Source organism: Aliagarivorans marinus DSM 23064, assembly GCF_000429485.1.
Taxonomy (GTDB): domain Bacteria; phylum Pseudomonadota; class Gammaproteobacteria; order Enterobacterales; family Celerinatantimonadaceae; genus Aliagarivorans; species Aliagarivorans marinus.
Genome location: NZ_AUBY01000030.1, coordinates 1 through 25376, shown reverse-complemented (window position 1 = coordinate 25376; position 25376 = coordinate 1). Strand labels below are relative to the sequence as shown.

Annotated in this window: 19 protein-coding genes; 13 read left to right on the top strand and 6 right to left on the bottom strand. The window is 54.7% G+C overall.

Annotated features, from left to right (window positions below; all coding sequences use genetic code 11):
- Positions 1–20: 20 nt before the first annotated feature.
- The 6 genes from bamA to lpxB all read left to right on the top strand — a co-directional run bounded on the left by bamA (position 21) and on the right by lpxB (position 6579).
- Positions 21–2456 (top strand): outer membrane protein assembly factor BamA, encoded by a 2436-nt coding sequence (gene bamA, locus G461_RS0112935; RefSeq protein ID WP_026959486.1) that lies wholly within the window; start codon positions 21–23, stop codon positions 2454–2456.
- Between the two features lie 21 nt (positions 2457–2477).
- The gene (locus G461_RS0112930) at positions 2478–2987 is read left to right on the top strand and encodes an OmpH/Skp family outer membrane protein (protein WP_051326747.1); all 510 of its coding nucleotides are present in this window, start codon (positions 2478–2480) and stop codon (positions 2985–2987) included.
- Between the two features lies 1 nt (position 2988).
- Positions 2989–4017 carry a UDP-3-O-(3-hydroxymyristoyl)glucosamine N-acyltransferase gene (lpxD, locus tag G461_RS0112925; RefSeq protein WP_026972163.1) on the top strand — a complete coding sequence of 343 codons (1029 nt, stop codon included), beginning with the start codon at positions 2989–2991 and terminating at the stop codon, positions 4015–4017.
- A 14-nt stretch (positions 4018–4031) separates the two neighbouring features.
- Complete coding sequence (fabZ, locus tag G461_RS0112920) at positions 4032–4487, top strand: 3-hydroxyacyl-ACP dehydratase FabZ (protein WP_026959489.1); 456 nt, start codon at positions 4032–4034, stop codon at positions 4485–4487.
- Positions 4488–4499: 12 nt separating this feature from the next.
- A complete protein-coding gene (lpxA, locus tag G461_RS0112915) occupies positions 4500–5288 on the top strand; it encodes an acyl-ACP--UDP-N-acetylglucosamine O-acyltransferase (protein WP_026972162.1) in 789 nt (262 codons plus the stop codon).
- A 145-nt stretch (positions 5289–5433) separates the two neighbouring features.
- Positions 5434–6579, top strand: coding sequence for a lipid-A-disaccharide synthase (gene lpxB, locus G461_RS0112910; protein WP_026972161.1), 1146 nt, complete (start codon positions 5434–5436; stop codon positions 6577–6579).
- Between the two features lie 3 nt (positions 6580–6582).
- Here lpxB and G461_RS24230 read toward each other — a convergent pair whose 3' ends face one another.
- Complete coding sequence (locus G461_RS24230; protein ID WP_051333561.1) at positions 6583–7644, bottom strand: polysaccharide deacetylase family protein; 1062 nt, start codon at positions 7642–7644, stop codon at positions 6583–6585.
- Between the two features lie 115 nt (positions 7645–7759).
- On the bottom strand, positions 7760–8938 hold the full coding sequence (locus G461_RS0112895; RefSeq protein WP_026972160.1) for a tetratricopeptide repeat protein: 1179 nt from the start codon (positions 8936–8938) through the stop codon (positions 7760–7762).
- Between the two features lie 211 nt (positions 8939–9149).
- Between G461_RS0112895 and rnhB the strand changes: the two genes are divergently transcribed.
- The 4 genes from rnhB (at position 9150) to tilS (ending at position 15621) form a co-directional block, all read left to right on the top strand.
- Positions 9150–9749, top strand: a complete 600-nt coding sequence (gene rnhB / locus G461_RS0112890; RefSeq protein WP_026972159.1) for a ribonuclease HII — start codon at positions 9150–9152, stop codon at positions 9747–9749.
- Between the two features lie 95 nt (positions 9750–9844).
- On the top strand, positions 9845–13276 hold the full coding sequence (dnaE, locus tag G461_RS0112885; RefSeq protein WP_245587178.1) for a DNA polymerase III subunit alpha: 3432 nt from the start codon (positions 9845–9847) through the stop codon (positions 13274–13276).
- An 11-nt stretch (positions 13277–13287) separates the two neighbouring features.
- Positions 13288–14244 carry an acetyl-CoA carboxylase carboxyl transferase subunit alpha gene (gene accA / locus G461_RS0112880; RefSeq protein ID WP_026972157.1) on the top strand — a complete coding sequence of 319 codons (957 nt, stop codon included), beginning with the start codon at positions 13288–13290 and terminating at the stop codon, positions 14242–14244.
- A gap of 33 nt (positions 14245–14277) precedes the next feature.
- Positions 14278–15621 (top strand): tRNA lysidine(34) synthetase TilS, encoded by a 1344-nt coding sequence (gene tilS / locus G461_RS24225; RefSeq protein ID WP_051333560.1) that lies wholly within the window; start codon positions 14278–14280, stop codon positions 15619–15621.
- On the opposite strand, the gene G461_RS26270 is transcribed toward tilS, so the two are convergent.
- From G461_RS26270 to G461_RS0112855, 4 genes are all read right to left on the bottom strand, one after another.
- On the bottom strand, positions 15572–16459 hold the full coding sequence (locus tag G461_RS26270) for a GGDEF domain-containing protein (RefSeq protein ID WP_051333559.1): 888 nt from the start codon (positions 16457–16459) through the stop codon (positions 15572–15574). The two genes, tilS and G461_RS26270, sit on opposite strands and share 50 nt — an antisense overlap.
- A 144-nt stretch (positions 16460–16603) precedes the next feature.
- Positions 16604–17740 carry a patatin-like phospholipase family protein gene (locus G461_RS0112865; RefSeq protein WP_026972156.1) on the bottom strand — a complete coding sequence of 379 codons (1137 nt, stop codon included), beginning with the start codon at positions 17738–17740 and terminating at the stop codon, positions 16604–16606.
- A gap of 60 nt (positions 17741–17800) precedes the next feature.
- Positions 17801–20794, bottom strand: coding sequence for an EAL domain-containing protein (locus G461_RS0112860; RefSeq protein WP_026972155.1), 2994 nt, complete (start codon positions 20792–20794; stop codon positions 17801–17803).
- A gap of 294 nt (positions 20795–21088) precedes the next feature.
- The gene (locus tag G461_RS0112855) at positions 21089–22792 is read right to left on the bottom strand and encodes a proline--tRNA ligase (RefSeq protein WP_026972154.1); all 1704 of its coding nucleotides are present in this window, start codon (positions 22790–22792) and stop codon (positions 21089–21091) included.
- A 244-nt stretch (positions 22793–23036) separates the two neighbouring features.
- Between G461_RS0112855 and G461_RS0112850 the strand changes: the two genes are divergently transcribed.
- From G461_RS0112850 to G461_RS25910, 3 genes are all read left to right on the top strand, one after another.
- Complete coding sequence (locus G461_RS0112850) at positions 23037–23600, top strand: acyltransferase (protein WP_084429234.1); 564 nt, start codon at positions 23037–23039, stop codon at positions 23598–23600.
- A gap of 195 nt (positions 23601–23795) precedes the next feature.
- Positions 23796–25046: a serine/threonine transporter SstT gene (gene sstT / locus G461_RS0112845; protein WP_026972152.1), complete on the top strand. Its 1251-nt coding sequence runs from the start codon at positions 23796–23798 to the stop codon at positions 25044–25046.
- Between the two features lie 167 nt (positions 25047–25213).
- The coding region (locus G461_RS25910) for a transposase (protein ID WP_211236276.1) at positions 25214–25376 on the top strand (163 nt) is incomplete at its 3' end.

Sequence of the window (25376 nt, the reverse complement as noted above, 5' to 3'; positions counted from 1 at the left end):
TTAGGAATATTTCGTTTTTTATGTTTAAAAAGCAGGTTCTTGCCGGGGTTATTCTGGCATGCATGACCGGTACGGCGGTTGCGAACGATGCCAGCCTTGCGGAGTTTGAAGTAGCAGACATTCGTGTTGAAGGCTTGCAGCGGGTATCTCTCGGTGCCGCGCTGTTGCAGATCCCACTACGGGTTGGCGATGATGTGGATAGCAAGGATATTATCGACAGCATCAAACAGCTTTATGCCAGCGGTAACTATGAAGATGTACAGGTATTTCGCGATGGCGATGCGGTGGTATTCCGCGTTGTGGAGCGACCCACCATCAGTAACATCAGCTTCTCGGGCAACAAAGACATCAAGTCTGAGCAACTGGAAGAGTCGCTGACCGCCTCGGGTATCCGCATCGGTGAGCCGCTGGATAAAACCAACATCCAGAACATTGAAAAGAGCCTGGAAGATTTCTACTACAGCGTCGGTAAATACAGCGCCCGGGTAAAAGCAATCGTCACCCCGCTGCCGCGTAACCGGGTGGATCTGCGCTTTAACTTCCAAGAAGGTATCTCTGCCGAGATTGAGCAGATCAACATCATCGGTAACCAAGACTTCTCAGCCGGTGAGCTCATCAAGCGCATGAGCCTGACCGACAGCGTAGCCTGGTGGAACGTACTGGGCGATAAGAAGTACCAGAAGCAAAAGCTGGCTGCTGATATCGAGACCATCAACAGTTTCTACTTCGACCGCGGCTATGTGCGCTTCCAGGTGGAGTCCACTCAAGTCTCACTTACCCCTGACCGCAAGGGCATCTACATCACGCTAAACCTCAACGAAGGCGAGGTTTACAGCATCAGTGAGGTGGAGCTAAGCGGCAACTTGCTGGATAAAGCCGAAGAGATGGAAGCGCTGGTCACCCTGATCCCGGGTGAGACCTACAGCGGCCAGAAGGTAACCGAAACCGAAGATCTGCTTGCGCAATTCTTGGGCCGCTACGGCTATGCCTACCCACAAGTTCAGGTCTTCCCTGAGATTAACGATGAAGACCGCACCGTGAAGATGAACATCAATATCGAGCCGGGTGCTCGTGTGTATGTTCGTCGAATCAACTTCAGCGGTAACGTGATTACCAAAGACGAAGTACTGCGCCGAGAGATGCGCCAGATGGAAGGCACGTGGCTTTCCAGTCGTTTGCTGGAGCAGAGTCGTACCCGTCTGAACCGTCTAGGCTTCTTTGAAACCGTTGATGTGGAAACCGTACGTTTGCCGGGCACTGACGACGAGGTGGATGTTAACTTCAGCGTGAAAGAGCAGCCTTCTGGCTCGTTTAACGCCGGTGTGGGCTACGGTACTGAATCGGGCTTGAGCCTGTCAGCCGGTGTCCAGCAAGATAACTTCTTGGGGTCTGGTAACCGCGCCGGTATCAACGTAAGTACGAACAAGTACTCGAAAAACTTTGATATCAACTACACCGACCCTTACTTCACCAAAGATGGGGTGAGCTTCGGTGGTCGTTTGTACTACACCGACTTCGAAGCATCTAACGCGGATCTGGTGGACTACAACAACAAAACCATCGGCCTACGTGGCACTTTGGGTTTCCCGGTTAACGAAAACAACCGCCTGAGCTTTAGCTTGGGTGTTGAGCAGAACAAGATCTCTCAGCTGGAAGCCTACGAGCAGATCCAAGATTTCTGGGAGCTACATGCCAGTAACGGTAGCGATGATAACTCGCGTACCTTTGAATCCCTGGATGTGACCATTGGCTGGAACCGTAACGCATTGAACCGTTCGATGTTCCCATCGTCGGGTTCATCGCAGAGCTTCTCGACCAAGATTACGGTACCGGGCTCCGACGTTCAGTACTACAAGTCGAACTTCGAGAGTCGCCACTTCTTCCCGATCACCCGCAATCATGACTACGTGATCATGCTGAAAGGCCGGGTGGGCTACGGTAACGGCTATGGCAAGATTGATGGCAGCGACCACATCCTGCCGTTCTTCGAAAACTTCTACGGCGGTGGTTACTCCACCCTGCGTGGCTTCCGCTCTAACACAGTGGGGCCGAAAGGTATCTATGTTGATGGCGGCCAAGGTCAAGATACCATTATCGGTTCAGAGAACTCGGTGGGCGGTAACGCCATTGCCATGGGCTCGGTGGAGCTGATTCTGCCTACCCCATTCCTGGATGAAGCCTATATTCGTCAGGTACGTACCACGGCCTTTATGGACTTTGGTACCGTGTGGGATACCGAGTTTGATTACGATCGCTATAAGAACATGAACTGCTTGCGCAACTGTGATCGAATCGGCGACTATTCTTCTCCAGATCGAATTCGTGCTTCGGCGGGTGTGTCGTTGCAGTGGCTGTCACCGATGGGACCATTGGTGTTCTCACTGGCTTGGCCAATCAAAGATTACGCGGGTGACCGCAAAGAAACATTCTCGTTCAATATTGGACAAACATTCTAATTGGAATTTAGGAGCTATCTCTTGAAAAAACTAATTTCTACTCTGGTGCTAGGCGCATCGTTGGTTTTCCCTAGCCTGGCCGTACAGGCTGAAACCAAAGTCGCTGTGATTGATGTTCAGAGAATTTTCCAGGAAATGCCACAAGCCCAAGAGAGCGACAAGCGCATTCGTGATGAGTTCGAGCCGCGTGCTCAAGAGATCCGCAAGCTGGAAGACGAGCTACAGGCCCTGCTAGAGAAGCGCGAGCGTGATGCAGCGCTGATGAGCGAAGCGGATATGATCCAGATGAACCGCAAGCTGCAATCTCTGGACAACCAGTACAAGCAAGCACGTGGTTACTTCGAAGAAGACCGCCGCAAACGTAGCGTACAGGAGCAAGGTAAGTTGATGGCCATCATCGAAGCAGCCGTTATTACTGTTGCAGAGAGTGGCGGCTACGATTTGGTGCTACCTTTAGATGCAACTGCTTACTTCAGCAACAAACTGGACGTGACTGAGCAAGTGATTCAAGAAGCGACCAAGGCCAAGTAACATGCAAATTAGCTTAGCTGATATCGCCAAGCAGCTGGGCTTAGAACTTCGGGGAGATGGCAGCGTGCTAATCTCCCGTATCGCCCCGCTGGATAAGTCTGGTGAGGGCGATATTAGTTTTATGACCAGTGCAAAATATCGTGACCAATTAAGTCAGTGTCAGGCTTCTGCGCTGATCCTCGCCCCTGCGGTAGCCGGCGAGTTTGCTGGCAACGTATTGTTGGCTGACGACCCGTATCTTGCGTATGCCAAGCTTGCCCAGCTGATGGACACCACACCCACTTGCGCTGAAGGCATTGCCGAGTCGGCGGTGATCCACCCTAGCGCTCAGCTTGGCGAAGGCGTCAGTGTCGCTGCTAACGCAGTGATTGAGGCCAATGCGGTACTTGGCGATGGCGTGCAAGTCGGCGCCGGTAGTGTGGTTGGCCAAGGTGCCAAGCTCGGCAATGGCACCAAACTTTGGGCCAATGTCACCATTTACCATGGCGTTGAACTGGGCGCGAACTGCTTGGTACAAAGCAACACCGAGATCGGCTCAGACGGCTTTGGCTACGCCAACGACCGCGGACGCTGGGTGAAGATCCCACAACTGGGATCGGTGATTATCGGCGATAGCGTCGAGATTGGTGCATCAACCACTATCGACCGTGGCGCCCTCGATGACACCACCATCGCCAGCAATGTGATTATCGATAACCAAGTGCATATGGCCCATAACTGCCAGATAGGTGAGGGCACAGCCATCGCCGGTGGCGTGCAGATGGCTGGTTCAACCACTATCGGTCGCTATTGCATCCTTGGCGGCAATGTGGGAATTAATGGCCACATCAGTATTTGCGATCAGGTGACTATCACCGGCTATACCATGGTGGTTAAGTCGATCACCGAGCCGGGTACCTACTCATCCGGTATGCCTGCTATGGGTAACCGTGAGTGGCGCCGCTTGACCGCACGACTGGGTAAATTGGACGACATGCACAAGCGTTTGACCACGCTTGAGAAAAAGCAGGTCGGAGATCAGGATTCTTAAGTTAGGACAACACCTTGAGTAACGAATTAAATCGCTTAGAAATTCAGGACATTCTTGAACTTCTGCCCCATCGCTATCCGTTTCTGCTAGTCGATCGGGTACTTGATTTCGAAGCGGGCAAACGCCTGCTTGGTGTGAAGAACGTGACCTTCAACGAGCCGTTCTTCACCGGGCACTTCCCGCAGCAACCGGTGTTTCCCGGCGTGCTAATCTTAGAAGCGATGGCGCAATGTACTGGCTTGTTGGCGTTTAAATCGACCAGCAAACCAGCCGACAACGAGTTGTACTATTTTGCCGCCGTTGATAACGCGCGCTTCAAAAAGCCAGTGGGACCTGGCGATGTAATGCACATGGAGGTGACCTTACTTCGCGACCGCCGTGGCATCGGCAAATTCGCCTGTGTTGCAAAGGTCGAGGATGAGATCGTCTGCGAGGCGGAAATTATGTGTGCCCGCCGCGCCTATAAGTAATTGGAACACTGAATGACAGATAACACTGTGACTATCCACCCTACCGCGATCATCGAAGGTGAGGTTGAGTTTGGCGCGAATGTGAGCGTCGGCGCTTTCTCTATCATTCGCGGTAAGGTAAAGATTGGAGAGGGCACCCAGATTGCCTCTCATGTTGTCATTAAAGGCAACACCACCATCGGCAAGAATAACCGGATCTTCCAGTTCGCGTCGGTGGGCGAAGATTGTCAGGATCTTAAATACGCCGGTGAAGAAACCTTCCTCGAGATTGGTGATAACAACACCATCCGTGAGAGCGTGACGATTCACCGCGGTACGGTTCAGGATAAGAGCCTGACCAAGATCGGCAGCAACAACCTGTTTATGATTAACGCCCACGTCGCCCACGATTGTGTGATTGGCGATGGCTGTATCTTTGCTAACAACGCCACCTTGGCGGGTCATGTGAAGATTGGCGATGCAGTAATCTTCGGTGGCCAGGCTGCTATCCACCAGTTTGGTAAAGTGGGCTCATACGCCTTTGTCGGTGGCTGCGCTGCGGTAAACAAAGACGTGCCTCCTTACGTGATGGCCGTGGGCAACTATGCCCGCCCGGTGGCGGTTAATACCGAAGGCTTGCTGCGTCGAGGCTTCTCGAAAGATGTGGTTCGCGCAGTGCGCAATGCCTACAAAGTGCTGTACCGCAGCGGTAATACCTTGGAGCAGGCCATTGAAGAGATCGAAGTGCTGGCCAAGACCCACAGCGAAGTTCAACTGTTTGTAGACTTCCTGAAGGAAAACGGCCGCGGCATCGTTCGCTAGCGGGTCTTTTTCCGATAAAGAGCCGGGCTTTAGCCCGGTTTTTTTATCCCTGATTTTCTCTTACCGGTCAGATGGCTATGTTAGTATTCCGCATCTAACCTCGGGGCGAGCTAGCCCATTTGTTGAATCATCTTTGGAGCGTAACTTGAGCCATTCATCGTCACATCGCCCCCATATTGCGCTGGTTGCCGGAGAAGTCTCTGGCGATATTCTTGGCGCAGGTCTGATTAAGGCACTCAAAAAGCGCTACCCAAATGCCCGCTTCAGCGGTATTGCTGGGCCGCTGATGAAGGCTGAAGGCTGTGAAGCGCTGTTCGATATGGAAGAGTTGTCGGTGATGGGGCTGGTTGAGGTATTGGGGCGCTTGCCACGGATTCTCAAGGTGCGCAGAAACACGATTCAGCACTATCTGGGCAATCCACCCGACGTGTTTGTCGGTATCGACGCACCGGATTTTAACCTTGGAGTTGAAGCCAAGCTCCATGCTGCGGGCATTAAAACCGTCCACTATGTTAGCCCTTCAGTGTGGGCCTGGAAGCAAAAACGGGTGTTTAAGATCAAGGCGGGTTGCAACAAGGTGCTGGTGTTCTTGCCCTTTGAGAAAGCCTTCTATGATCGCTTCGATGTGCCTTGTGAGTTTGTTGGCCACACCTTGGCCGATCAGATCCCACTGCAGAGCGACAAGCTACCAGCACGCGACAAACTCGGGCTTAGCAGCGACGCACCAACCCTAGCTTTGCTGCCGGGCAGTCGCAATGCCGAAGTTGGGCTACTCAGTCCGGTTTACCTGCAAGCTGCCAAGCGTTTGCATGCCGAGATCCCGAACTTGCAGATTGTGGTGCCCTTGGTGAATGCCCGCCGCCGCGAGCAGTTCGAGGCCTTGGTTGAAGAGTTTGGTAAGGGCTTGCCGCTGACCTTGGTCGATGGCCAGGCGCGCGATGCCATGGCTGCCAGCGATGTGGTACTGCTGGCATCGGGCACTGCCACCTTGGAGGCGATGCTGGTGAAGCGGCCAATGGTGGTAGGCTATCGCTTTAACCGCCTGACCTACGAGATAGGCAAGCGCTTGGTCAAAACCAAGTATGCTGCGCTGCCCAACCTGCTGGCCGATGACATGTTGGTGCAGGAGTTTATCCAAGATGATTGCACACCGGAGAATCTCTCAGCCGAGTTGCTGCGCCTGTTTAAGCAGGACAACAACGCACTGCTGGCCCGCTTTGAGGAGCTGCACCAAACCATCCGCCGCGACGCCGATGAGCGCGCCGCCGCAGCGGTTGCCGAGCTACTGTAGCGCTCAGCTAGGCTCTGAGGGATAGAGGCGCTGCTGGCAGTCACTCCACTGCAGACCATCCAACTGCATCATCGGCATCAATGCCGGTAGGGCGTCGAGCGCCTTGGGATGGATGTCATGGAACAAGATGATACCGCGACGCCACAATAGCATCAGTCGCTGAACACGCAGGCTCACCTGCTCGGCGCTGAGATCGCGCCGCCAGTCCAGGCTGTCGATATTCCATAGTACCAGCGGGATGTTCTGCTGAGCGGTGTACTCGCTGACAGCCTCACTGCGCATCCCATAGGGCGGGCGAAACGCAACCGGGGCCGAGTTATCGCCATCGCTCACCGCATGGATGGCCGCCTGAGTATTGCTCAGCGATTCGATAGCAGGCGCGAGCTCACGGTGGGGGTTATGCGCCCAGCCGTGGGATGCCAGGCAGTGCCCTTGGTAGGCGCCACGCCAGCGCTCGGGCTGGCCTAGTTTTTCCCCCAATACAAAGAACGCCGCTGAGATGCCCTGTGCGCCCAGGTAGTCGGTCAGTGCTTCGGTTCGGCTGGGGTGAGGGCCATCATCGAAGCTCAGCATAAACTCGCCGTCCGCTAGCTCGAAGCCGCTTTGCTCATGCTCGCCCAAGCTGGCAATTTCGCTGCTAACTCGCGGGAAGAGGGCTGCCAAGCGCAGCTGCTCACGCATGTACTGTTGATGAAAGTCTTGGGCCTCGCTCAGCCAGTTCGGTTCCTCATGCGCCAGCAACGCTTCGGCGTAGGCGATAAGCTCTGGCCAACGCTTTAGCGCGCTATCGCCCGCTTTGTTCATGTTGTCCAACAGTCGCTGTTGGGTGAGTGCTATCCAACGCTGTGCCGATGCGACATAGGGATTGTCGACTTTAATTCCCTCAAACAGCTCGCCTTCAAGCTGTTGCTTCAAAGCCAGTGAGAAGACCGCAATCTCATTGGCGGAGGCGCGGTTATAGGCCTCCATCGACGCGAAGGTCGCGATGGGGCTAGCGGGTTCTGCTTGCGCTGAGTTTAGCGAAATTGCCGCGAGCAATAGGCCGCTGAATATCTGTTTTAGCATGTCAGTGATTCATTCGATAAATGGTGAGCGATAACGGTTTAAGTGTTGTGTCATCGCTTGAGTATAAAAAAATGGCGCAGCTCTATGCCACGCCATTGGCTGGTAAGCTCGAGAACTAGTTAGCTAACTTCTCTTTCATGCGCGCGATGCCGTTGTGGTAGGCGCTATGCTCACGCAGCGCCAATGCGGCTTCGAAGTGAGTCAGCGCCTCTGGCCAGTTACCGGCTTTTTCATAGATGCGGGCGATGTTAAAGAATGAGCCGGCTTTAATGGTGTTGGCGCGGCTACCGGAGGCGAGCTCAATCGCTTTACGGTTGGCCCACAGCGCTTCTGCATCGCGGCCCAGTTTGGGGTAGGTCACGCCCAAGTTGCCATAGGCTTGGCTGAACTCTGGGTTTAGGTTAAGCGCCTCTTGGAACAGGTACATCGCCTGCTCGTAGTTACCCTCGGCGTAAACCGCTTCACCGCGGGTGTTTAGCTGGCGGGCGCGCTGCTTCATCGCATCGGTGATCACCGCATGACTCTCGAAGCTATCCGCAGCCAGCAGCTCGCGCATATGGTCGCGGCTGCTCTCTTCACTAGGCAGAGACAGGTACTGGTTAATGTCGTGGAAGGCGCCGCTCTCATCGATGCCAAATACCACCCAATTGTTGGCCTCGATGCCTTCGGCCACTTGGTAGCTACGGATAAGGGTGCGGCCTACATACACCTCTACGCGCGCGTTGCTGCGAGATAGGGCGCTGGAGTTCAGTTGGTCTCGGTTGCTGTAATCGCGCACCATGTAGACATAGCGATCGCCCTGTTTACGCTGGGTAATGGTGATGGTTTCTGGGCCATAGCTGTCGGTATCGTCTACATCCAGATGGGCGTTGTTGCCTTCTTTGGCATACCACGCGATATGGTTGCCAGAGTAGGTTAAGTGGGAATCGAGATCAGAGGGTTTCGCGCCCCAGGTCAGTACGATGCGCATACCATCAAGGTTTGGCATCTCAGGAGAGAGGGCGTAGGTGAAGCCATCACAGGGACACTTCACCACCAAGGTTGAGTAGCCGTCTTTTTCGATCAGCATGGTGGTGTCACCATCGTCAGCGAAGCCGCCCATTTCTACCTGACCACGGCTGTTGGTTTGTGAACGAAGCGAGCTTTCGCCGCTGCGCTGCCAGGTGACTTGGGCGCCGCTAATCGGCGTGTCTTTTTTTACTGCGCTGAGAACCTGAATCGAGGCGGCGTTTGCTGAAAGGCTTAGCACCAGCGCTGCGATACCGATACTTAAGGATGAGAATCGTCTATTCATAGTCGTACTTGGATCTTGGAGTAATAAAAAATGCGTTATATCAAAACCTTATCGATGTCGGTAATCACATTTATCTCATTTGCAATGATTTGAGGTCATCCGGCATAAGCGGTGGTGCGGGGGCGGCTTTTTTTTGGTAGCTGAGGTAACATATAGGGAGTACTAACGTAGCGTGGTAAAACCGCGCACGATAACCAGACAAGCGCGTTGAATGACTGAATTTGAATACCCTCCCATCGCTGGCTATTTCGCCGGTGTTGACGAAGTTGGCCGAGGCCCCCTAGTGGGCGATGTAGTAACTGCAGCGGTCATCCTAGACCCAAGCAAACCGATTACTGGTCTTAACGACTCGAAAAAGCTCAGCGAGAAAAAGCGCCTGGCCTTAGCCGAAGAGATCAAGGCCAACGCGCTGGCGTGGGCGATTGGTCGCGCCACGCCCGCGGAGATTGACCAACTGAACATCTTGCAAGCGACCATGGTGGCGATGCAACGCGCGGTGCAAGGCTTGAGCGTTCAGCCCGGCTATGTGTTGGTGGATGGCAATCGCACGCCAGACTTTGGCCTGCCTGCAGAAGCGGTGGTCAAAGGTGATGGCCGGGTGGCCGAGATCAGCGCCGCCTCGATTATCGCCAAGGTACAACGTGACCATGAGATGGCTGAGCTGGATAAGCTTCATCCTGAGTATGGTTTTGCCAAGCACAAGGGCTATCCCACCGCACTGCATATGGAAAAGCTGGCAGAACTTGGGCCTCTCCCGGAACACCGCCGCAGCTTTAAACCGGTGCAGCGCGCGCTGGGGCAGGGGAGCTAGGCGTGAGTGATCAGCAGATGAGCGACGCTGGCTCTGAGCAAGAGCAAGGCGTCGAGCCGCGCTTTATCCACCTGCGGGTGCATTCTGACTTCTCGATGGTAGATGGCCTGAATAAGGTTAAACCCATTGTTGCCCGCGCCGCCGAGCTAAACATGCCTGCGCTGGCGCTGACCGACCAAACCAACCTGTGTGGTCTGGTGAAGTACTATGGCGCCGCCCATGGCGCTGGCATCAAGCCCATCGTCGGTTGCGACTTTTGGATGATTAGTCCAGAGCTCGAGGGCGAGCAGTGCCGGATCACCGTGCTCGCCAAGAACAACCAAGGCTACAAAAACGTTACCCTGCTTATCTCCAAGGCCTACTTGCGTGGACAGGTACAAGGTCGTCCTGTGCTCGATCGCGAGTGGTTGGTGGAGCACGCCGAAGGGCTGATCTTGCTCTCCGGGGCCCGTGAGGGCGATGTGGGTAAGGCGTTGCTTAAGGGCAACCCTGATGTCGTGCAAAGCTGTGTTGATTTCTATCAGCAGCACTTCCCTCAGCACTACTTCCTTGAGCTTATCCGCACCGAACGTGAGGACGAAGAAACCTACCTACATATGGCGGTGCAGCTGGCGGCAGAGCAGCAGCTGCCTGTCGTCGCGACTAACCAAGTGAGCTTCCTCCATGAAGAGGAGTTTGAGGCTCACGAAGTGCGAGTAGCGATTCACGATGGCTTCGCCCTCGATGATAAGCGTCGGCCAAAGAACTACAGCCGTCAGCAGTTTCTGCGCTCAGAAGAGCAGATGTGTGAGCTGTTTGCCGACATCCCCGAGGCGCTGCAAAACTCGGTGGAGATTGCCAAACGCTGCAACGTGACTGTGCGCTTGGGCGAGTACTTCCTGCCCGACTTCCCCACCGAGGGGATGGCCATTGAGCAGTTTTTGGTAAAAGTCAGTGAGGAAGGCCTCGAAGAGCGCCTCGAGTTCTTGTTCCCCGACGAGGTGGAGCGGGCCGAGAAGCGCCCTGAGTATGATGACCGCCTGCGCATCGAACTCGAAGTAATCAACCAGATGGGTTTCCCCGGTTACTTCTTGATCGTAATGGAGTTTATCCAGTGGAGTAAGGATAACGATATTCCGGTGGGACCGGGGCGGGGCTCCGGTGCGGGCTCGTTGGTGGCCTACGCGCTAAAGATTACCGACCTCGATCCGTTGGAATTCGACCTGCTGTTCGAACGCTTCCTTAACCCAGAGCGGGTATCGATGCCCGACTTCGACGTTGACTTCTGTATGGATCGCCGTGATGAGGTGATCGACCACGTGGCCGAGCTGTATGGCCGGGATGCGGTATCGCAGATTATCACCTTCGGTACCATGGCCGCTAAGGCGGTGGTGCGCGATGTGGGCCGGGTGATGGGCCACCCCTTCGGTTTTGTTGACCGGATTTCCAAACTGATTCCGCCGGACCCGGGCATGACCCTGGCCAAGGCCTTTGAAGCTGAGCCACGCCTGCCGGAGATCTACAACGGCGATGAGGAAGTTAAAGAGCTGATCGACATGGCGCGGATCCTCGAAGGGGTCACGCGTAACGCCGGTAAGCACGCCGGGGGCGTGGTAATCTCGCCCACCACCATCACCGATTTCGCGCCGCTGTATTGTGATGCCGAGGGTCATAACCCGGTCACCCAGTTCGATAAGAACGACGTGGAATACGCCGGGCTGGTGAAGTTCGACTTCCTGGGTCTGCGGACCCTGACCATTATCCAATGGGCGCTGGATATGCTCAATCCAGTGCTGGAGAAGCGCGGTAAAGAGCCGGTCAACATCGCCGCTATTCCAGTGGACGACCCGAAATCTTTCAAGGTGTTACAGGCCTGCCAAACCACCGCGGTGTTCCAGTTGGAATCGCGCGGTATGAAAGACCTGATTAAGCGCCTAAAGCCCGACTGCTTCGAAGATATGATCGCACTGGTGGCGCTGTTCCGCCCCGGTCCGCTGCAATCGGGCATGGTAGATAACTTTATCGAACGTAAGCACGGCCGTGAGGAGATCTCCTACCCGGATGCCACCTGGCAGCATGACAGCTTGCAGCCAATTCTGGAGCCGACCTACGGGATTATTCTCTATCAGGAACAAGTGATGCAGATCGCCCAGGTGCTGGCGGGCTACTCGCTCGGCGGTGCTGACTTGTTGCGTCGTGCGATGGGTAAGAAAAAGCCTGAAGAGATGGCCAAGCAGCGGGCGGTGTTCGAAGAGGGCTCGATCAACAACGGCGTTGACGGCGAGCTGGCGATGAAGATCTTTGACTTGGTGGAGAAATTCGCCGGCTACGGATTTAACAAATCGCACTCCGCCGCCTATGCACTGGTGTCTTACCAAACGCTATGGATGAAGGCGCACTATCCGTCTTACTTTATGGCGGCGGTAATGTCTGCGGATATGGATAACACCGATAAGATCGTTACCTTGGTAGACGAGTGCAACAACATGGGGCTGGTGATCCAGCCGCCCGATGTGAACACCGGTCTGTACAAGTTCTCGGTCAACGAGAAAGAGCAGATTGTTTACGGTATCGGTGCGGTTAAAGGCGTGGGTGAAGGCCCGATTGACGCTATTCTAGAAGCGCGCGCCGAAGGCGGCGACTTTATCGACCTGTTCGACTTCTGCTGTCGCCTGGATCTAAAACGCATCAACCGCAGAGTCATCGAAAAGCTGATCCTCTCCGGTGCCATGGACAACCTTGGTCCACACCGCGCCGCCTTGATGGCGACCTTGGGCGATGCCTTGAAGGCGGCCTCGCAGCAGGCGCAGGCCAATGCTCAAGGCCAAGACGACCTGTTTGGCGTGCTGGCGGTGGAAGATGAGCAGAGCCGTCCGGCCTTTGCCGATGTGCCGAAGTGGAGTGATAAGGTTTGGTTGGAAGGGGAGCGCGAAACCCTTGGCCTGTATCTAACCGGCCATCCGGTGAATCAATATTTGCAGGAATTTCGCCATTATACCGCCGGTCGCTTGGTGGATTTACGGCCAACTGCCAAAGATAAGACCACTACCATCGCCGGTTTAGTGTTAAATAGCCGGGTGGTGATGACCAAACGCGGTGCTAAGATGGGCATTGTGCAGATCGATGACAAGAGCGCGCGGCTGGATATCACCTTCTTCAGCGATGTCTTCGAGCAGTATCAAGACTTGCTGGTGAAAGATCGAATTTTGATTATTCAAGGGCAGGTCGGCTTTGATAACTTCTCTGGTGGTATTAAAATGACTGCGCGAGAAGTCATGGACATTACTCAGGCCAGGGAACGTTGGGTCAGAACTCTCAATCTGAATCTGTTGCGCGAACGCATCGATGAGCAATTCTGGCAGCGCTTTTGCGATGCAGTGCAGCCCTATCGTGCAGGAACCTGTCCGATTACCGTGAATTATCAAGGGGACCGTGCAACCGGTGTATTAAAACTGGGCACAGATTGGCGGGTTACGCCCAGTGACGAGTTGATTGAGTCACTGAGCCTGCTCCTAGGAAAGCAGCAGGTGCGCCTGGAATTTAACTAAGAAGTAAAACTATGAATCCGAATTTTCTAGACTTTGAACAGCCCATTGCCGAGCTTCAGGCGCAGATTGAAGAGTTGCGTATCGTCAACTCCGAGGCAGGTGTAGATGTCGACCTTCAGGAAGAGATTTCTCGCTTGCAGCAAAAGCAGCAGGACCTGACCAACAAGATTTTCAGCGACTTGGATGCTTGGCAAGTTGCTCAGTTGGCCCGTCACCCACTGCGCCCTTATACCCTCGACTATATCGAGCAGATTTTTAGCGACTTCGACGAGCTGGCCGGCGACCGTGCCTATGCCAACGACGAAGCGGTGGTCGGTGGCATCGCCCGCTTAGACGGCATGCCAGTGATGGTTATCGGCCAACAGAAAGGCCGTGAGACGAAAGAGAAGGTACGCCGCAACTTTGGCATGCCAAAGCCTGAGGGCTACCGCAAAGCCCTGCGCTTGATGGAGATGGCGGAGCGTTTTAACCTGCCGATCATCACCTTTATCGACACCCCAGGCGCATACCCGGGCGTGGGCGCAGAAGAGCGCGGTCAAAGTGAGGCGATTGCCAAGAACCTGCAGGTGATGTCGGGCCTTAAGGTGCCAATCATCTGCACCGTGATCGGTGAAGGCGGCTCCGGCGGCGCCTTGGCGATTGGTGTGGGTGACCGGGTGAACATGCTGCAATACTCAACCTACTCGGTTATCTCGCCAGAGGGCTGTGCGTCAATCCTGTGGAAGAGCGCCGACAAAGCCGAGCAAGCGGCCGAAGCGATGGGGATTACCTCTGATCGCCTAAAAGAGCTTGAGCTTATCGATGGCATCGTCAGCGAGCCTGAAGGTGGCGCCCACCGCGACGTGCCGCAGATGGGACTCAACCTGAAACAGAAACTGTTGAACGACTTAAACGAGCTCAAGGCCTTGAGCGTCGATGAGTTGCTGGAGCAACGCTACCAGCGGCTGATGTCCTACGGTTACTGCTAGCAAACAGGGAGCTTCGGCTCCCTGTTCATTACTATGCCCCTGTACTCGCAATTCTCCGACGCACTCACAGTCCACTTAGCTGGTGTCCACAGCCTATTGGTCGGCTTCAGTGGTGGGCTCGATTCTACGGTCGCGCTGCATCTGGCCCAGCGCTATGCCACACAGCATGACCTGGCGCTGCGCGCCATCCATATCAATCATGGCTTGCAAGAGCAGGCCGGTGAGTGGCAGCTACATTGTCAGCAGCAAGCCAAGCTGCTTGATGCCAAGTTCTTGGCCGAACAGGTAAGCATTCAAAAAGCGCCCCGTCAGAGCCTTGAGGCGCTGGCGCGCGATGCCCGTTACCACAGCTTTGCCCAGCACCTACAAAGCGATGAGCTATTGATTACCGCCCACCACGGTGATGATCAGCTAGAGACGCTGCTGCTCAATCTCAAACGCGGTAGCGGGGTGAATGGCTTGGCAGCGATGCCGGTGTCACGCCCCTTTGCCGCCAACAAGCTGGTGCGCCCGCTGCTTGGCTTCAGCCGCAAACAACTTGAGGGCTATGCCCAGCGACATAAGCTCAGTTGGGTGGAAGACCCCTCCAATCAAAGCGACGAGTTTGACCGCAACTTCCTGCGCCAACAGGTGATCCCACTATTCTCTGACCGTTGGCCACAGTTTTTAAGCAACAGTTGTCGCAGCATCGAGCTGTTACAGGAAGCCCAGAGCCTCAATCAAGATCTGGCTACCATCGACCTGCAACAGTGCATGCAGCAGGGTGCGCTGCTGTGCGATGAGGTGCTAAGCCTGTCTACGCCGCGGCAAAATAACCTTCTACGATACTGGCTGAACCAGCAAGGCTGGAGCTACCCCAGTGCTGCACAGCTCAGCGAGCTACGTAGTCAGCTTGAGGCGCGCGCCGATGCCAAGATGGCGGTGTCGATGGAGCAGGGGGAGCTGCGCCGCTTTCGTGGGCGCTTGTATGCGGTGCCTACAGTCTTGTTGCAACAGCCGGCGGATCCGCTCACATGGGATATCGCGACACAGCCACAACTACGCTTTGCCCATGGCGGGCTATTGGACTGTTTTGAAGGCGGCAACTTGTTACCGCCCGAGGGGCAAGTTGTGACAATCCGCTTTCGTCATCAAGTCGACAACTTACTGTTCGATGCGCTGGAGCGTTCGGGGCGGAGGAATCTGAAGAAGCTATTACAAGAGGCGGACATTTCGCCTTGGCAGCGGGCCCGCATCCCCTTAGTGTTCTACGGGGATGAGTTGGTGGCCATTGCCGGCTGTTACAGCAGCCGCACCTGGCAATCGATGCCGGGTGCGGGCATTGGCTTTAGATGGACTGATGCTTGTCCTGATAGAGCGACTGGTCAGCCTGATTGATCAGTTCATCGATGCTATTCCCTTCACTCCAGCGACAGGCGCCGACCGCGGCTGACACCTTGTAGCGGCTGAGTACCGGGTTCTCCAATAGCGCTTGGTCGAGGCGTAGCTTAATCAGTTCGGCGCTGTCCGAGGAGCAGGGCGTGAGCAGCATGGCGAACTCATCGCCACCAATACGGAAGGCTTGGTCGCCGCCACGGGTGATGCTCTTCAAGGTATTGGCAAAGTGAATCAACACCTGATCGCCCACTGGATGGCCTTGCTCGTCGTTGATCTGCTTAAAGCGGTTTAGGTCGATAAGCATCAAGGTCAGTCCTTGATCACTCTCTTTACTTTGCCGCTGTTGCTGTTCGACGGCAGTGTTTAAGGCCTCGTCAAAGTGAGCGCGGTTGCCGATACCGGTGAGGTAGTCGCTGCGCACTCGCTGCTGCAGACGATACAGTTGCAAGCCATTCTTGATGGCGCTTTGGGCCAGCTGCGAGAGCTGCTTGAGCATATCGATTTCGTTGTGGGCAAAGGGGGTATCACGGGTATAGGTGATACGCGCCAAGGCTTGGCGACCTTCGTTTAATGCGATGCTGCGATAGTAGCGTTGGCCACTGAAGATCTGCTGCTCAAGATAGACCTCACCTGCCGATAAACGCAGCGAGGAAAAGGTGACATGCTTGTACACCTGAGCGGCAAAAGTTTGCAGTAGCCCTTCCAGTGTTAAGTCCTGCAGCAGGCTCTCCACAAAGGCCAGTTTCTGGCTTGCGCTCAGCTCATTGTTCTCAGTAAAGTTACCGATCTTCCGAGAAGTTGCCGTGAAATCACGGTCAAATTGCAAAACATCACTCATAGCTTATCGCTCTTTCCATAACCCAAAAACCAGCGTCATGATTCTGACTTGACCCTGACAAGGGTTACTAAAGCAATGTCTGTACCATTTTTGAACAGTGGGTAAAAATTACATCAAACAGCAGCTGCCAGCTTGTCGCTCTGGTTAGCTGCCGAGGAAGGCTTGCAGCTCGGCTTGTTGCTTGCAGGCGTCGCGATAGCCCAGCTCTATCAGGCGGTTGGTATAGCCATTCTCGAACATAATAAAGCTGGTTAGCGCCGAGGGCTTATCTTGTTTCACCCCTAAGGCTTTTAGGAGTAAGCGGCCACTTCGCGGCAGTTCACAGTAATATTCATGGGACAGCGCTTCAAAATCGATGTTGGCGCGAATGCTCATATTATCGATGGGGCGCAGCTGCAAGGAGGTTTGCTGCTTGGGATTTAGCAGCGACAGGTTGCGGTTGATTCGCTGCAAACGCTCCAGATCGGAGTCGATGGTGTCGGAGAAGATCGAATCGAGTAGGTGGCCGGCAATCTTGGCACCGTTGGGGGCTTGCGGCAGGTGATGGGTATCAAGTTCGCCGGGCTGAGATAAATGAATGGTCAAGATTTTGTCAGCGCCTAAGTGAATCGCTGGGCTAAGTGGACTGAGCTGGTGGATGGATCCATCGCCAAAAAAATGTTGCCCGACGCGGATCGCCGGAAAGATCATCGGGATGGCCGCCGAGGCCAGTAGGTGGCTGGTGTGGATCTGGGTGCGCGAGCCATAGCGGCGGTGACGCTGCCAGTCCTGCTGATGCGCAGGTGCTTGGTAGAACGACAATGAGCGGCCATCGGCATAGCTAGACGCAGTAATGGCCAGTGCCTGCAGGTAGCCCTTGGCGATATTGGCATCGATACGTTGATAGTTGAGATAGCGGTTAAGCAGGTCACCCAAAGGTTGATTGTCCAGCAGCGAAAAGCTCAGATCGCCCGCGTAGTCGGCGCGCAAGCCTTTAAACATCACCGCGCTGAGTCGGCCCACCACCAAGCGCATATCGGTACGAAACACATGGTGACAATGGAAGTTACGCCAGATGTATTCAAGCTTTTTTACCCCCAAGCGAAAGCAGGAAGCATAGACCGCTAAGGCCGTTGCGTTGATCGCCCCAGCGGAGGTGCCACAAAGCACCGCAAAGGGAGTGGCATGGTTACGCGGGTAGAGTTCGGCAATGGCTTTCAGTACGCCGACTTGATAGGCAGCGCGGGCGCCGCCACCGGTAAGAACCAGCGCGACGCGGGCCTGTTTATTTTTCTTTGGCATGGCGTAAGTATAAGACAACAATAGAGATTTGCTGTCTTAGCCAAAGCGTGATTGTGCTGGTTAATCGGCCAGGTAGCGTTTAGCAAACTCCTGCTCGCTGCTTGGCGCTGCGTAGTAAAAGCCTTGGATAAGATCGCAGCCCACTTGTTTGAGTAGCTCGACTTCCGGGAGTTGTTCGACCCCTTCAGCGACCACTTGATATCCCAGCGCATGACACATTTGCGTTATCGGTTGAATGACCTTGAGTGCTTGCTCGCCTTGAGTGAGCTGTTGGACAAAGCTGCGGTCAATCTTGACCGTGGTGAGCGGCAGCTCGGTGATCAGCCCTAGCGAGGAATAACCAGTCCCAAAATCATCCAAGGCGATTTTACAGCCCAGCTTGGCCAGTTTTTTTAGCTGCTCCACCGTTTGCGCAAGATCGGTAATGGCTGCTGTTTCGGTGACCTCAAAGCCTAGCTGCTCAGGCGCGATGCCAGCGCCGGAGATCTTATCCAGGGCGGAGGTTACAAACTTATTGTCTACCAGCTGCACCGCACTGACGTTTAGCGACAAGCAGAACGACGGCGGAAGCTGGGCCTGCCAACGTGCCAGCCAGGCAATGCCTTGATCGAGGATCCAATTGCCCAGCGGATTGATAAGGCCGGTTTGCTCGGCCAGTGGAATGAATCTCCCCGGGCTCACATCCCCTAGTTCTGGGTGCTGCCAGCGTGCCAGCATTTCGGCACCTTCCAGGCGCAGCCCGGAAGGGTCTAACTGCGCCTGCAGGGCGAAGCTTAGTTGCTGCTGTTCAATGGCCCGGCGCAGGCTTTGCTCCAGGTCGACCTCGGATTTGGTATCGATATGCATACCGGGGTGATAGAGCTTGGGCGCTGCGCTGTGTTGGGATTTCGCCTGATACATGGCGATATCGGCATTATGTAATAGCGCTTGATAGTTGTCGGCCTGACTGGGGTAGAAGCTGAGGCCAATGCTGGCGGTAACGGTAAACACATTACCGTGGATGGTGAAGCTCTCGCTCAAGCGGCTATGGATGCGCTTGGCCAACTCCATGGCTTGTTGCTTATCGGCCATCGCAGTGACAATGACAAACTCATCGCCACCGAGGCGGGCAATGATATCTTCGCTGCGCAGGGTTTTTTGGATTGAGCTGGCAACATGGCGCAGCAACTCATCGCCGGTGGGGTGGCCAAAGCTGTCATTGACCAGCTTGAAGCGGTTTAAGTCCAATAGCATCAAGCAGTAGGGTTGCTCTGGGTTCTCTGTAAACAGCGCCTGAACCTTCTGGTTTAAGGCGTTGCGGTTGAGTAGGCCGGTCAAGCTGTCGTGATAAGCCAAGTAGTTGATCTTCTCGCGCGAGCGGCGGCTCTCGGTGATGTCGGTGAGTGCGCCGACAAAACGCGAGATACTGCCATCACTCTCAACGATGGTCTCGCCACAGGCGTGGACCCAGCGGTAGTTGCCATTGCGCGCTTGCATCCGGTAGGTGCAGTCAAAGGCTTGCTGTTTCTCGAAGTGTTGTTTGATGTGCTGTTTCACCGCGGGTTTGTCTTGTGGGTGAACTCGCTCGAGGAAGCGCATATTGCCATAGGCTTGCTGGTCCTCGGCACTGGTAAAGCCGAGCATGTCCAGCGAGCGGCTGTTCCACTCTACTTGATTGGCTTTGAGATCCCACGACCAAATCCCATCGTTGGAGGTATTGGCCACCACCTCCAGATGCTCGGCAAAGGCCTTGGCAGTTTGCTCGCGCTGACGCAGGTGGTCGGCCAGCGCTTCCCGGTGCATGAAAAAGGACATTAGCACCAGGTAGTAGGCAAACATCTTGTAGCGCTCTTGATTGCACTCCGGGTGCAGCTGCTTAACCAAAGACAACACTCCCCAAGGGTGGCCGTCGCCCTCAATGGGAAGGATGGTCAGCATGGTGGGGGCATCGGTATCGGTATCTTCCGCCGGTAGTCTTGGAAAGTGTTGCACGCGGCAGTGCTGTGGCATGGAAGCGCCGGTACGTTTGGTGTGTAGGTCGAAGAACACCTCTTCCAAGTGCAGCTGTTGACTGTCTTCCGTGTCGTTGTAGGCCATGCAGCCCCAGTCGAAAAATGGCCCCCAGATATTCGAGATGGTCTTGATCCATTCATAGCCAAGGCCTGCGCAGGCCATCGCCAGTTCATCGTTGTCCAACATGTCGGCGGCGGGAAGCTGTTCTTCGCTACTGAGTGACGGACAGGGTTCGAGACTACCGCAGCTATTTCGTATCACTAGCTGTTGGTCGACGATCACATGCTTGGCTCGGTACTCGGCGCCATTGAGGCGTTGCAGCAAGCGGTCGATGGCGCGATTGGCCAGCTCTGGGATCTGCTGATCGACAGTGGTGAGCTGATGATCGGGGGTGTTGGAGAGTCGTGAATTATCCACTCCTACAATGGCAATATCTTGCGGAATACTGATGCCGCGCTTTTTCACCGACAGTGAGAAACCAATAGCCATTTGGTCGGCAGCAAAGATAAGGGCTGTGCAGTCTGGGCGGCGGGCACAGAACTCATTGGCTGCCTGTGCGCCGCCGAGGGTTGAGGGGTCATTCACCCGGAACAGCCAGTCTTCATCGAAGCTTAGCTGGTGGGAGCGATAGCAGCCTTGTAGGGCGTCAAAACGACTACGAAAATCAACAATCGACATGTCTGCCACATAGCCGATTTTTCGATGGCCAAGCGAATAGAGGTGCTCGAACACTCGCTCAACCCCTTGCCGTTGGTTACTTTCGATCACCTCTACGGGCTTGGGAAAGTAGTCATCCACCGTCGATACCACCGGGATCCTGTTATCGAGCAGGGATTGGATTAAAGCGGGAGAGACTGCGTTTAAGATCACCAAGGCCGCATCAATCAGCTCGAACGATATCTCCTGTTGATAATCGTTAAAGCTGTTGGTCATGATAAAGATGATATCGAAGTTGTCTTGAGCGGCGCGCGCTTGCAGTTGTGCACACATTTCACCCAGATAAAAGCCACTCACAAAGGGGGTAAATACAGCGATAGTGTTGCGGCGATGATTTAGCCCCATGCGATATCCTTATAATATTTTTACTGTCAAAATAACTTAGCGTAAGCGGTTACTTTTCAGCATCGTTTTTTGCTGAAATTGAGAGCTAGATTTTACTGAGAGGGTATTTAACGCAGGGAGTGTGCTGTGGGGCACTTAGGATGTTTCCAGTGTACTGGAATGGTGTTGTAACGAGGAAAAAGCGTTTAGCTGAAAGGGCTTACAGGAGAACGGGCTTCTAGGAAAGAGCTGATAGGAGAAAGCGCTGATAGAAAGAAAGCGTGGGCTGCGGCTAAGCCACAACCCACCAAGGATTTACGCTAGCGCGCTCCAAATATCGTCGATAGCGTATTCGGTCTTCTCTCCGGTGCGGCGGTTTTTGTGCTCAACCACACCTTTATCGAGGCCGCGTTCACCGATCACGATGACATTCGGGATACCCACCAATTCCATATCAGCGAACATCACGCCCGGGCGCTCTTTACGGTCATCGAACAGCACTTCGATGCCTTTCGCCTTGGCTTCGGCGTACAGCTTCTCAGCCACTTCTTGCACGCGATGTGATTTGTGCATGTTCATCGGTACGATCGCCACTTTGAACGGGGCGATCGCTTCTGGCCAGATGATGCCGTACTTGTCGTTGTTCTGCTCAATGGCAGCAGCCACGATGCGCGAAACACCGATACCGTAACAACCCATGGTCATTACCTGGTTTTTACCTTGCTCGTTCAATACCGCGGCGTTCATCGAGGTAGAGTAGTTATCTCCCAACTGGAAGATATGACCCACTTCGATACCACGCTTGATAGACAGGGTGCCATTGCCACATGGGCTTGGGTCGCCTTCAACCACGTTACGCAGGTCGGCCACTTCGCCCAGCTCCACGTCACGGCCCCAGTTGATGCCGAAGTAGTGCTTGTCATCTACGTTGGCACCAGCACCGAAATCGGCACAGTGCGCCGCAGCGCGGTCAACCACAAATGGGATTGGCAGCTTAACCGGGCCCAGTGAGCCCGGGCCTGCACCGATGGCAGCGCGAATTTCTTGTTCGCTGGCAAACTCAAGCGGTGCGGCAACATCAGCCAGTTTCTCGGCCTTGATGTCGTTTAGTTCGTGGTCGCCACGGATAATCAGCGCGATAAGCTGATGCTCAGACTCTTCGCTGGCTTTCACAATCAAAGTCTTGATGGTGCGCTCTACCGGCACATCGAACTGCTCAACCAGCTGGGCGATAGTCTTCGCATCTGGGGTGTCGACCAGGCGTAGCTCTTCGCTGGCAGCTGGGCGTTCGCCTTGCGGTGCCAGTGCTTCAGCTTTCTCGATGTTGGCGGCGTAGTCGCTTTGGTCGGAGAACACGATGGCGTCTTCGCCGGATTCAGCCAGTACGTGGAACTCGTGGGATACGCTACCACCGATACTGCCGGTGTCAGCCAATACCGGACGGTACTCCAGGCCTAGACGCTCGAATACGCGGCAGTAGGCTGCGTACATCTCGTCGTAGGTTTCCTGCAGGCTGGTTTGGTCGAGGTGGAAAGAGTAAGCATCTTTCATCAAGAACTCGCGCGAGCGCATCACACCAAAGCGTGGGCGAACTTCGTCGCGGAACTTGGTTTGGATTTGATACAGGTTCAGCGGCAGCTGTTTGTAGCTGTTGATCTCTTTGCGCGCTAGCTCGGTGATCACTTCTTCGTGGGTTGGGCCCAGTACGAAGTCGCGGCTATGGCGGTCTTTTAGGCGCAGCAGCTCAGGACCAAACTTGTCCCAACGGCCGGTTTCTTGCCACAAGTCGGCGGGCTGAACCACCGGCATCGATACCTCGATGGCATCGGCCGCGTTCATCTCTTCGCGAACGATTTGGGCAACCTTAGACAGCACACGCAAACCGTTTGGCAGCCAAGTGTACAAACCTGACGCCAGCTTGCGGATCATTCCTGCGCGCAGCATCAGCTGATGGGAGATAATCTCAGCGTCGCTAGGCGTTTCTTTTAGCGTAGACAGAAGATATTTGCTGGAACGCATATCAGTCCTTCATTGGTGATTCATTAAAACTGGGCGATTGTAACAGGCTGGTGGCTGGCTGTCAGTGTTTCGCCGGGAAATGCAGGCCATCCCAGTGCCATGGGCGAGACCATCTTGCTAAACTAATCCCTTGTTAGTGTTCCACCTACCGAGAGCGACCTTGCAAAGTTCCAATCCTGATAAGCCCTGGCAGGCCTACTCCCCAGAGCAACTTATTGAGCAACACAAGCAACGTTTGAATGCGATGCCCTGGCTCTATTACAGCCTCAAACCTAAGCAGTTGGCTTGGGCTGAGCCGTGGCAACAAGCCGTACAAGCTAAGCTGCAAGCGCTGGAGACGGTGACGCTGGGGGCTAACTCCTTTATTGCTGAGACGGCGCGGATCTTCGCGGAGCCGGGCCGGTCTATCGAATGTGGTGAGCGCATCGCGGTAGCGGAAGGCTGCTTTGTGCATGGCCCACTGACCCTTGGCGACGATGTGGGGATTAACCATGGCTGCTCGATAGATGGGGGACGGGCGGGGGTGAGTATCGGCTCGCAAACCCGGATCGGCCCGGGCTGTCGCATCTATGCCTTCGATCACGGTATGGCCCCGGATATGCCAGTGTTTCAGCAAGCGGTGCGCAGCCAAGGCATAGTGATCGGCAAGGACGTATGGCTAGGGAGCAATGTGTGCGTAACTGATGGGGTCACCATTGGCGATCATGCGGTGGTGGGCATGGGCGCGGTAGTGACCCGTGATGTGCCGGCCTATGCCATTGTTGCGGGTAATCCCGCTGCGGTGATCGGCGATCGTCGCGACAAATAGTGCTGCTATGCTGAATTGCCAGCCCTGATGCGCGGCGCGCGTTAATGCTGAGTGATTGGTTTGATTTGCTTTTTACTTCGAAGGTAAAGCAATAATTCCAGCTCACTAAGCTGTTATTTGCTGGGTTGATCAAAATATCCTTCTGTATATGGTGTATTATCTTGCGGTTAACACAACGTAGTAGAAGGAAATATCATGGATCGTAGTCCGTCTCTGCTTCAATGGCTGCTAAAAGGCAGTTTGGTAATGCAGATCTTTATCGCCATTATCGTTGGCTCGGTACTGGCTATCGTTGCACCTCAGCTGGCCCTGTCGTTGGATATATTGGGTGGCTTGTTTGTCGGGGCATTGCGTGCAGTCGCACCTGTTCTGGTGTTTGTGCTGGTGATGTCGGCCCTGGCCAATCAGGCGCAAGGCAGCAATACCCAGATGCGCCCCATCGTCATCTTGTACCTGATCGGTACCTTTTCTGCCGCACTGATTGCGGTCGCCCTTAGCTTCTTGTTCCCGGTTGAGTTGGTGTTGGAAGCCGCCGTTGAGCGCAGCGCGCCACAAGGCTTGCAGGAAGTACTCAGCAATCTCGTGTTCAAGATGGTCGATAACCCGGTGAATGCGCTGATTGAAGGCAACTTCATTGGTCTGCTGGTGTGGGCTGTCGGTCTCGGCCTGGCATTTCGTAAAGCCACTGACACCACCCGTCAGATGGTGGGCGATCTGGCCAATGCCGTGTCGGCAGTGGTTAAGATGGTGATCCGTTTCGCACCACTGGGTATTCTTGGCCTGGTAGCCAGCACCATCGCTGAGACCGGCTTTTCGGTACTGTGGGGCTACAGCCACCTGCTAGCGGTACTGCTAGCGGCGATGCTGCTGGTGGCTTTGGTGGTGAATCCGATCATCGTCTACCTTCACACCAAGCAAAATCCTTATCCATTGGTGTTTACCTGCCTACGTGAGAGTGGTATTACTGCCTTCTTCACCCGCAGCTCAGCGGCCAATATTCCGGTTAACATGGAGCTATGTCGTCGCCTTAAGCTGCACGAAGACACCTATTCGGTATCCATCCCACTGGGTGCGACTATTAACATGGCGGGTGCGGCGATCACTATTACCGTGCTAACTTTGGCAGCGGTGAACACTTTGGGTATTGAGGTGAGCTTTGCCACTGCCGTGCTGCTGAGTGTGGTGGCTTCGGTCTCGGCGTGCGGCGCATCGGGCGTAGCGGGTGGTTCGCTGCTACTTATTCCACTGGCTGCCAGCTTGTTTGGTATCGAGCCAGAAGTGGCGATGCAGGTTGTGGCGGTTGGCTTTATTATCGGTGTGATTCAAGACTCGGCTGAAACCGCACTGAACAGCTCAACCGACGTAGTGTTTACTGCGGCGGCTAGTCACTCAGGCGCCAATGTGGCGGCCGACCTGTCGAGCTACCGTCAAAGCACACAAAGCTAAGCTAGCGCCTGTTGAATAATAAAAAAGCTACCCGAGGGTAGCTTTTTTATTTTCGGCCCTAAACCACCTACTTCAGTAGGTGGTTATCATCCGGTGAGGCTTTGCCTGAAGACCCGCTCATGCTAAATGCGCCTTTGATTTTTAGCGAAGTCAAAAGGACAAATAACATGAGCAGATACAAGCAAGCATCACACGTATTTTGGCGGTGTCAATATCACATAGTTTGGACGCCCAAGTACCGATTTAGGATATTGAGAAATAATGTAGGGAAAGAAGTCTATCGGTGTATTCAAGTTTACTGTGCTCAGTTGGGATGTGAGGTCGTCGAGC

Bases quoted from the DNA above. Each gene is read 5' to 3' on its own strand.
- bamA (WP_026959486.1), top strand. From the start codon at position 21: ATGTTTAAAAAGCAGGTTCTTGCCGGGGTTATTCTGGCATGCATGACC.
- lpxD (WP_026972163.1), top strand. From the start codon at position 2,989: ATGCAAATTAGCTTAGCTGATATCGCCAAGCAGCTGGGCTTAGAACTT.
- lpxA (WP_026972162.1), top strand. From the start codon at position 4,500: ATGACAGATAACACTGTGACTATCCACCCTACCGCGATCATCGAAGGT.
- G461_RS24230 (WP_051333561.1), bottom strand. From the start codon at position 7,644: ATGCTAAAACAGATATTCAGCGGCCTATTGCTCGCGGCAATTTCGCTA.
- G461_RS0112895 (WP_026972160.1), bottom strand. From the start codon at position 8,938: ATGAATAGACGATTCTCATCCTTAAGTATCGGTATCGCAGCGCTGGTG.
- rnhB (WP_026972159.1), top strand. From the start codon at position 9,150: ATGACTGAATTTGAATACCCTCCCATCGCTGGCTATTTCGCCGGTGTT.
- dnaE (WP_245587178.1), top strand. From the start codon at position 9,845: ATGGTAGATGGCCTGAATAAGGTTAAACCCATTGTTGCCCGCGCCGCC.
- accA (WP_026972157.1), top strand. From the start codon at position 13,288: ATGAATCCGAATTTTCTAGACTTTGAACAGCCCATTGCCGAGCTTCAG.
- tilS (WP_051333560.1), top strand. From the start codon at position 14,278: ATGCCCCTGTACTCGCAATTCTCCGACGCACTCACAGTCCACTTAGCT.
- G461_RS26270 (WP_051333559.1), bottom strand. From the start codon at position 16,459: ATGAGTGATGTTTTGCAATTTGACCGTGATTTCACGGCAACTTCTCGG.
- G461_RS0112865 (WP_026972156.1), bottom strand. From the start codon at position 17,740: ATGCCAAAGAAAAATAAACAGGCCCGCGTCGCGCTGGTTCTTACCGGT.
- G461_RS0112860 (WP_026972155.1), bottom strand. From the start codon at position 20,794: ATGGGGCTAAATCATCGCCGCAACACTATCGCTGTATTTACCCCCTTT.
- G461_RS0112855 (WP_026972154.1), bottom strand. From the start codon at position 22,792: ATGCGTTCCAGCAAATATCTTCTGTCTACGCTAAAAGAAACGCCTAGC.
- G461_RS0112850 (WP_084429234.1), top strand. From the start codon at position 23,037: ATGCCCTGGCTCTATTACAGCCTCAAACCTAAGCAGTTGGCTTGGGCT.
- sstT (WP_026972152.1), top strand. From the start codon at position 23,796: ATGGATCGTAGTCCGTCTCTGCTTCAATGGCTGCTAAAAGGCAGTTTG.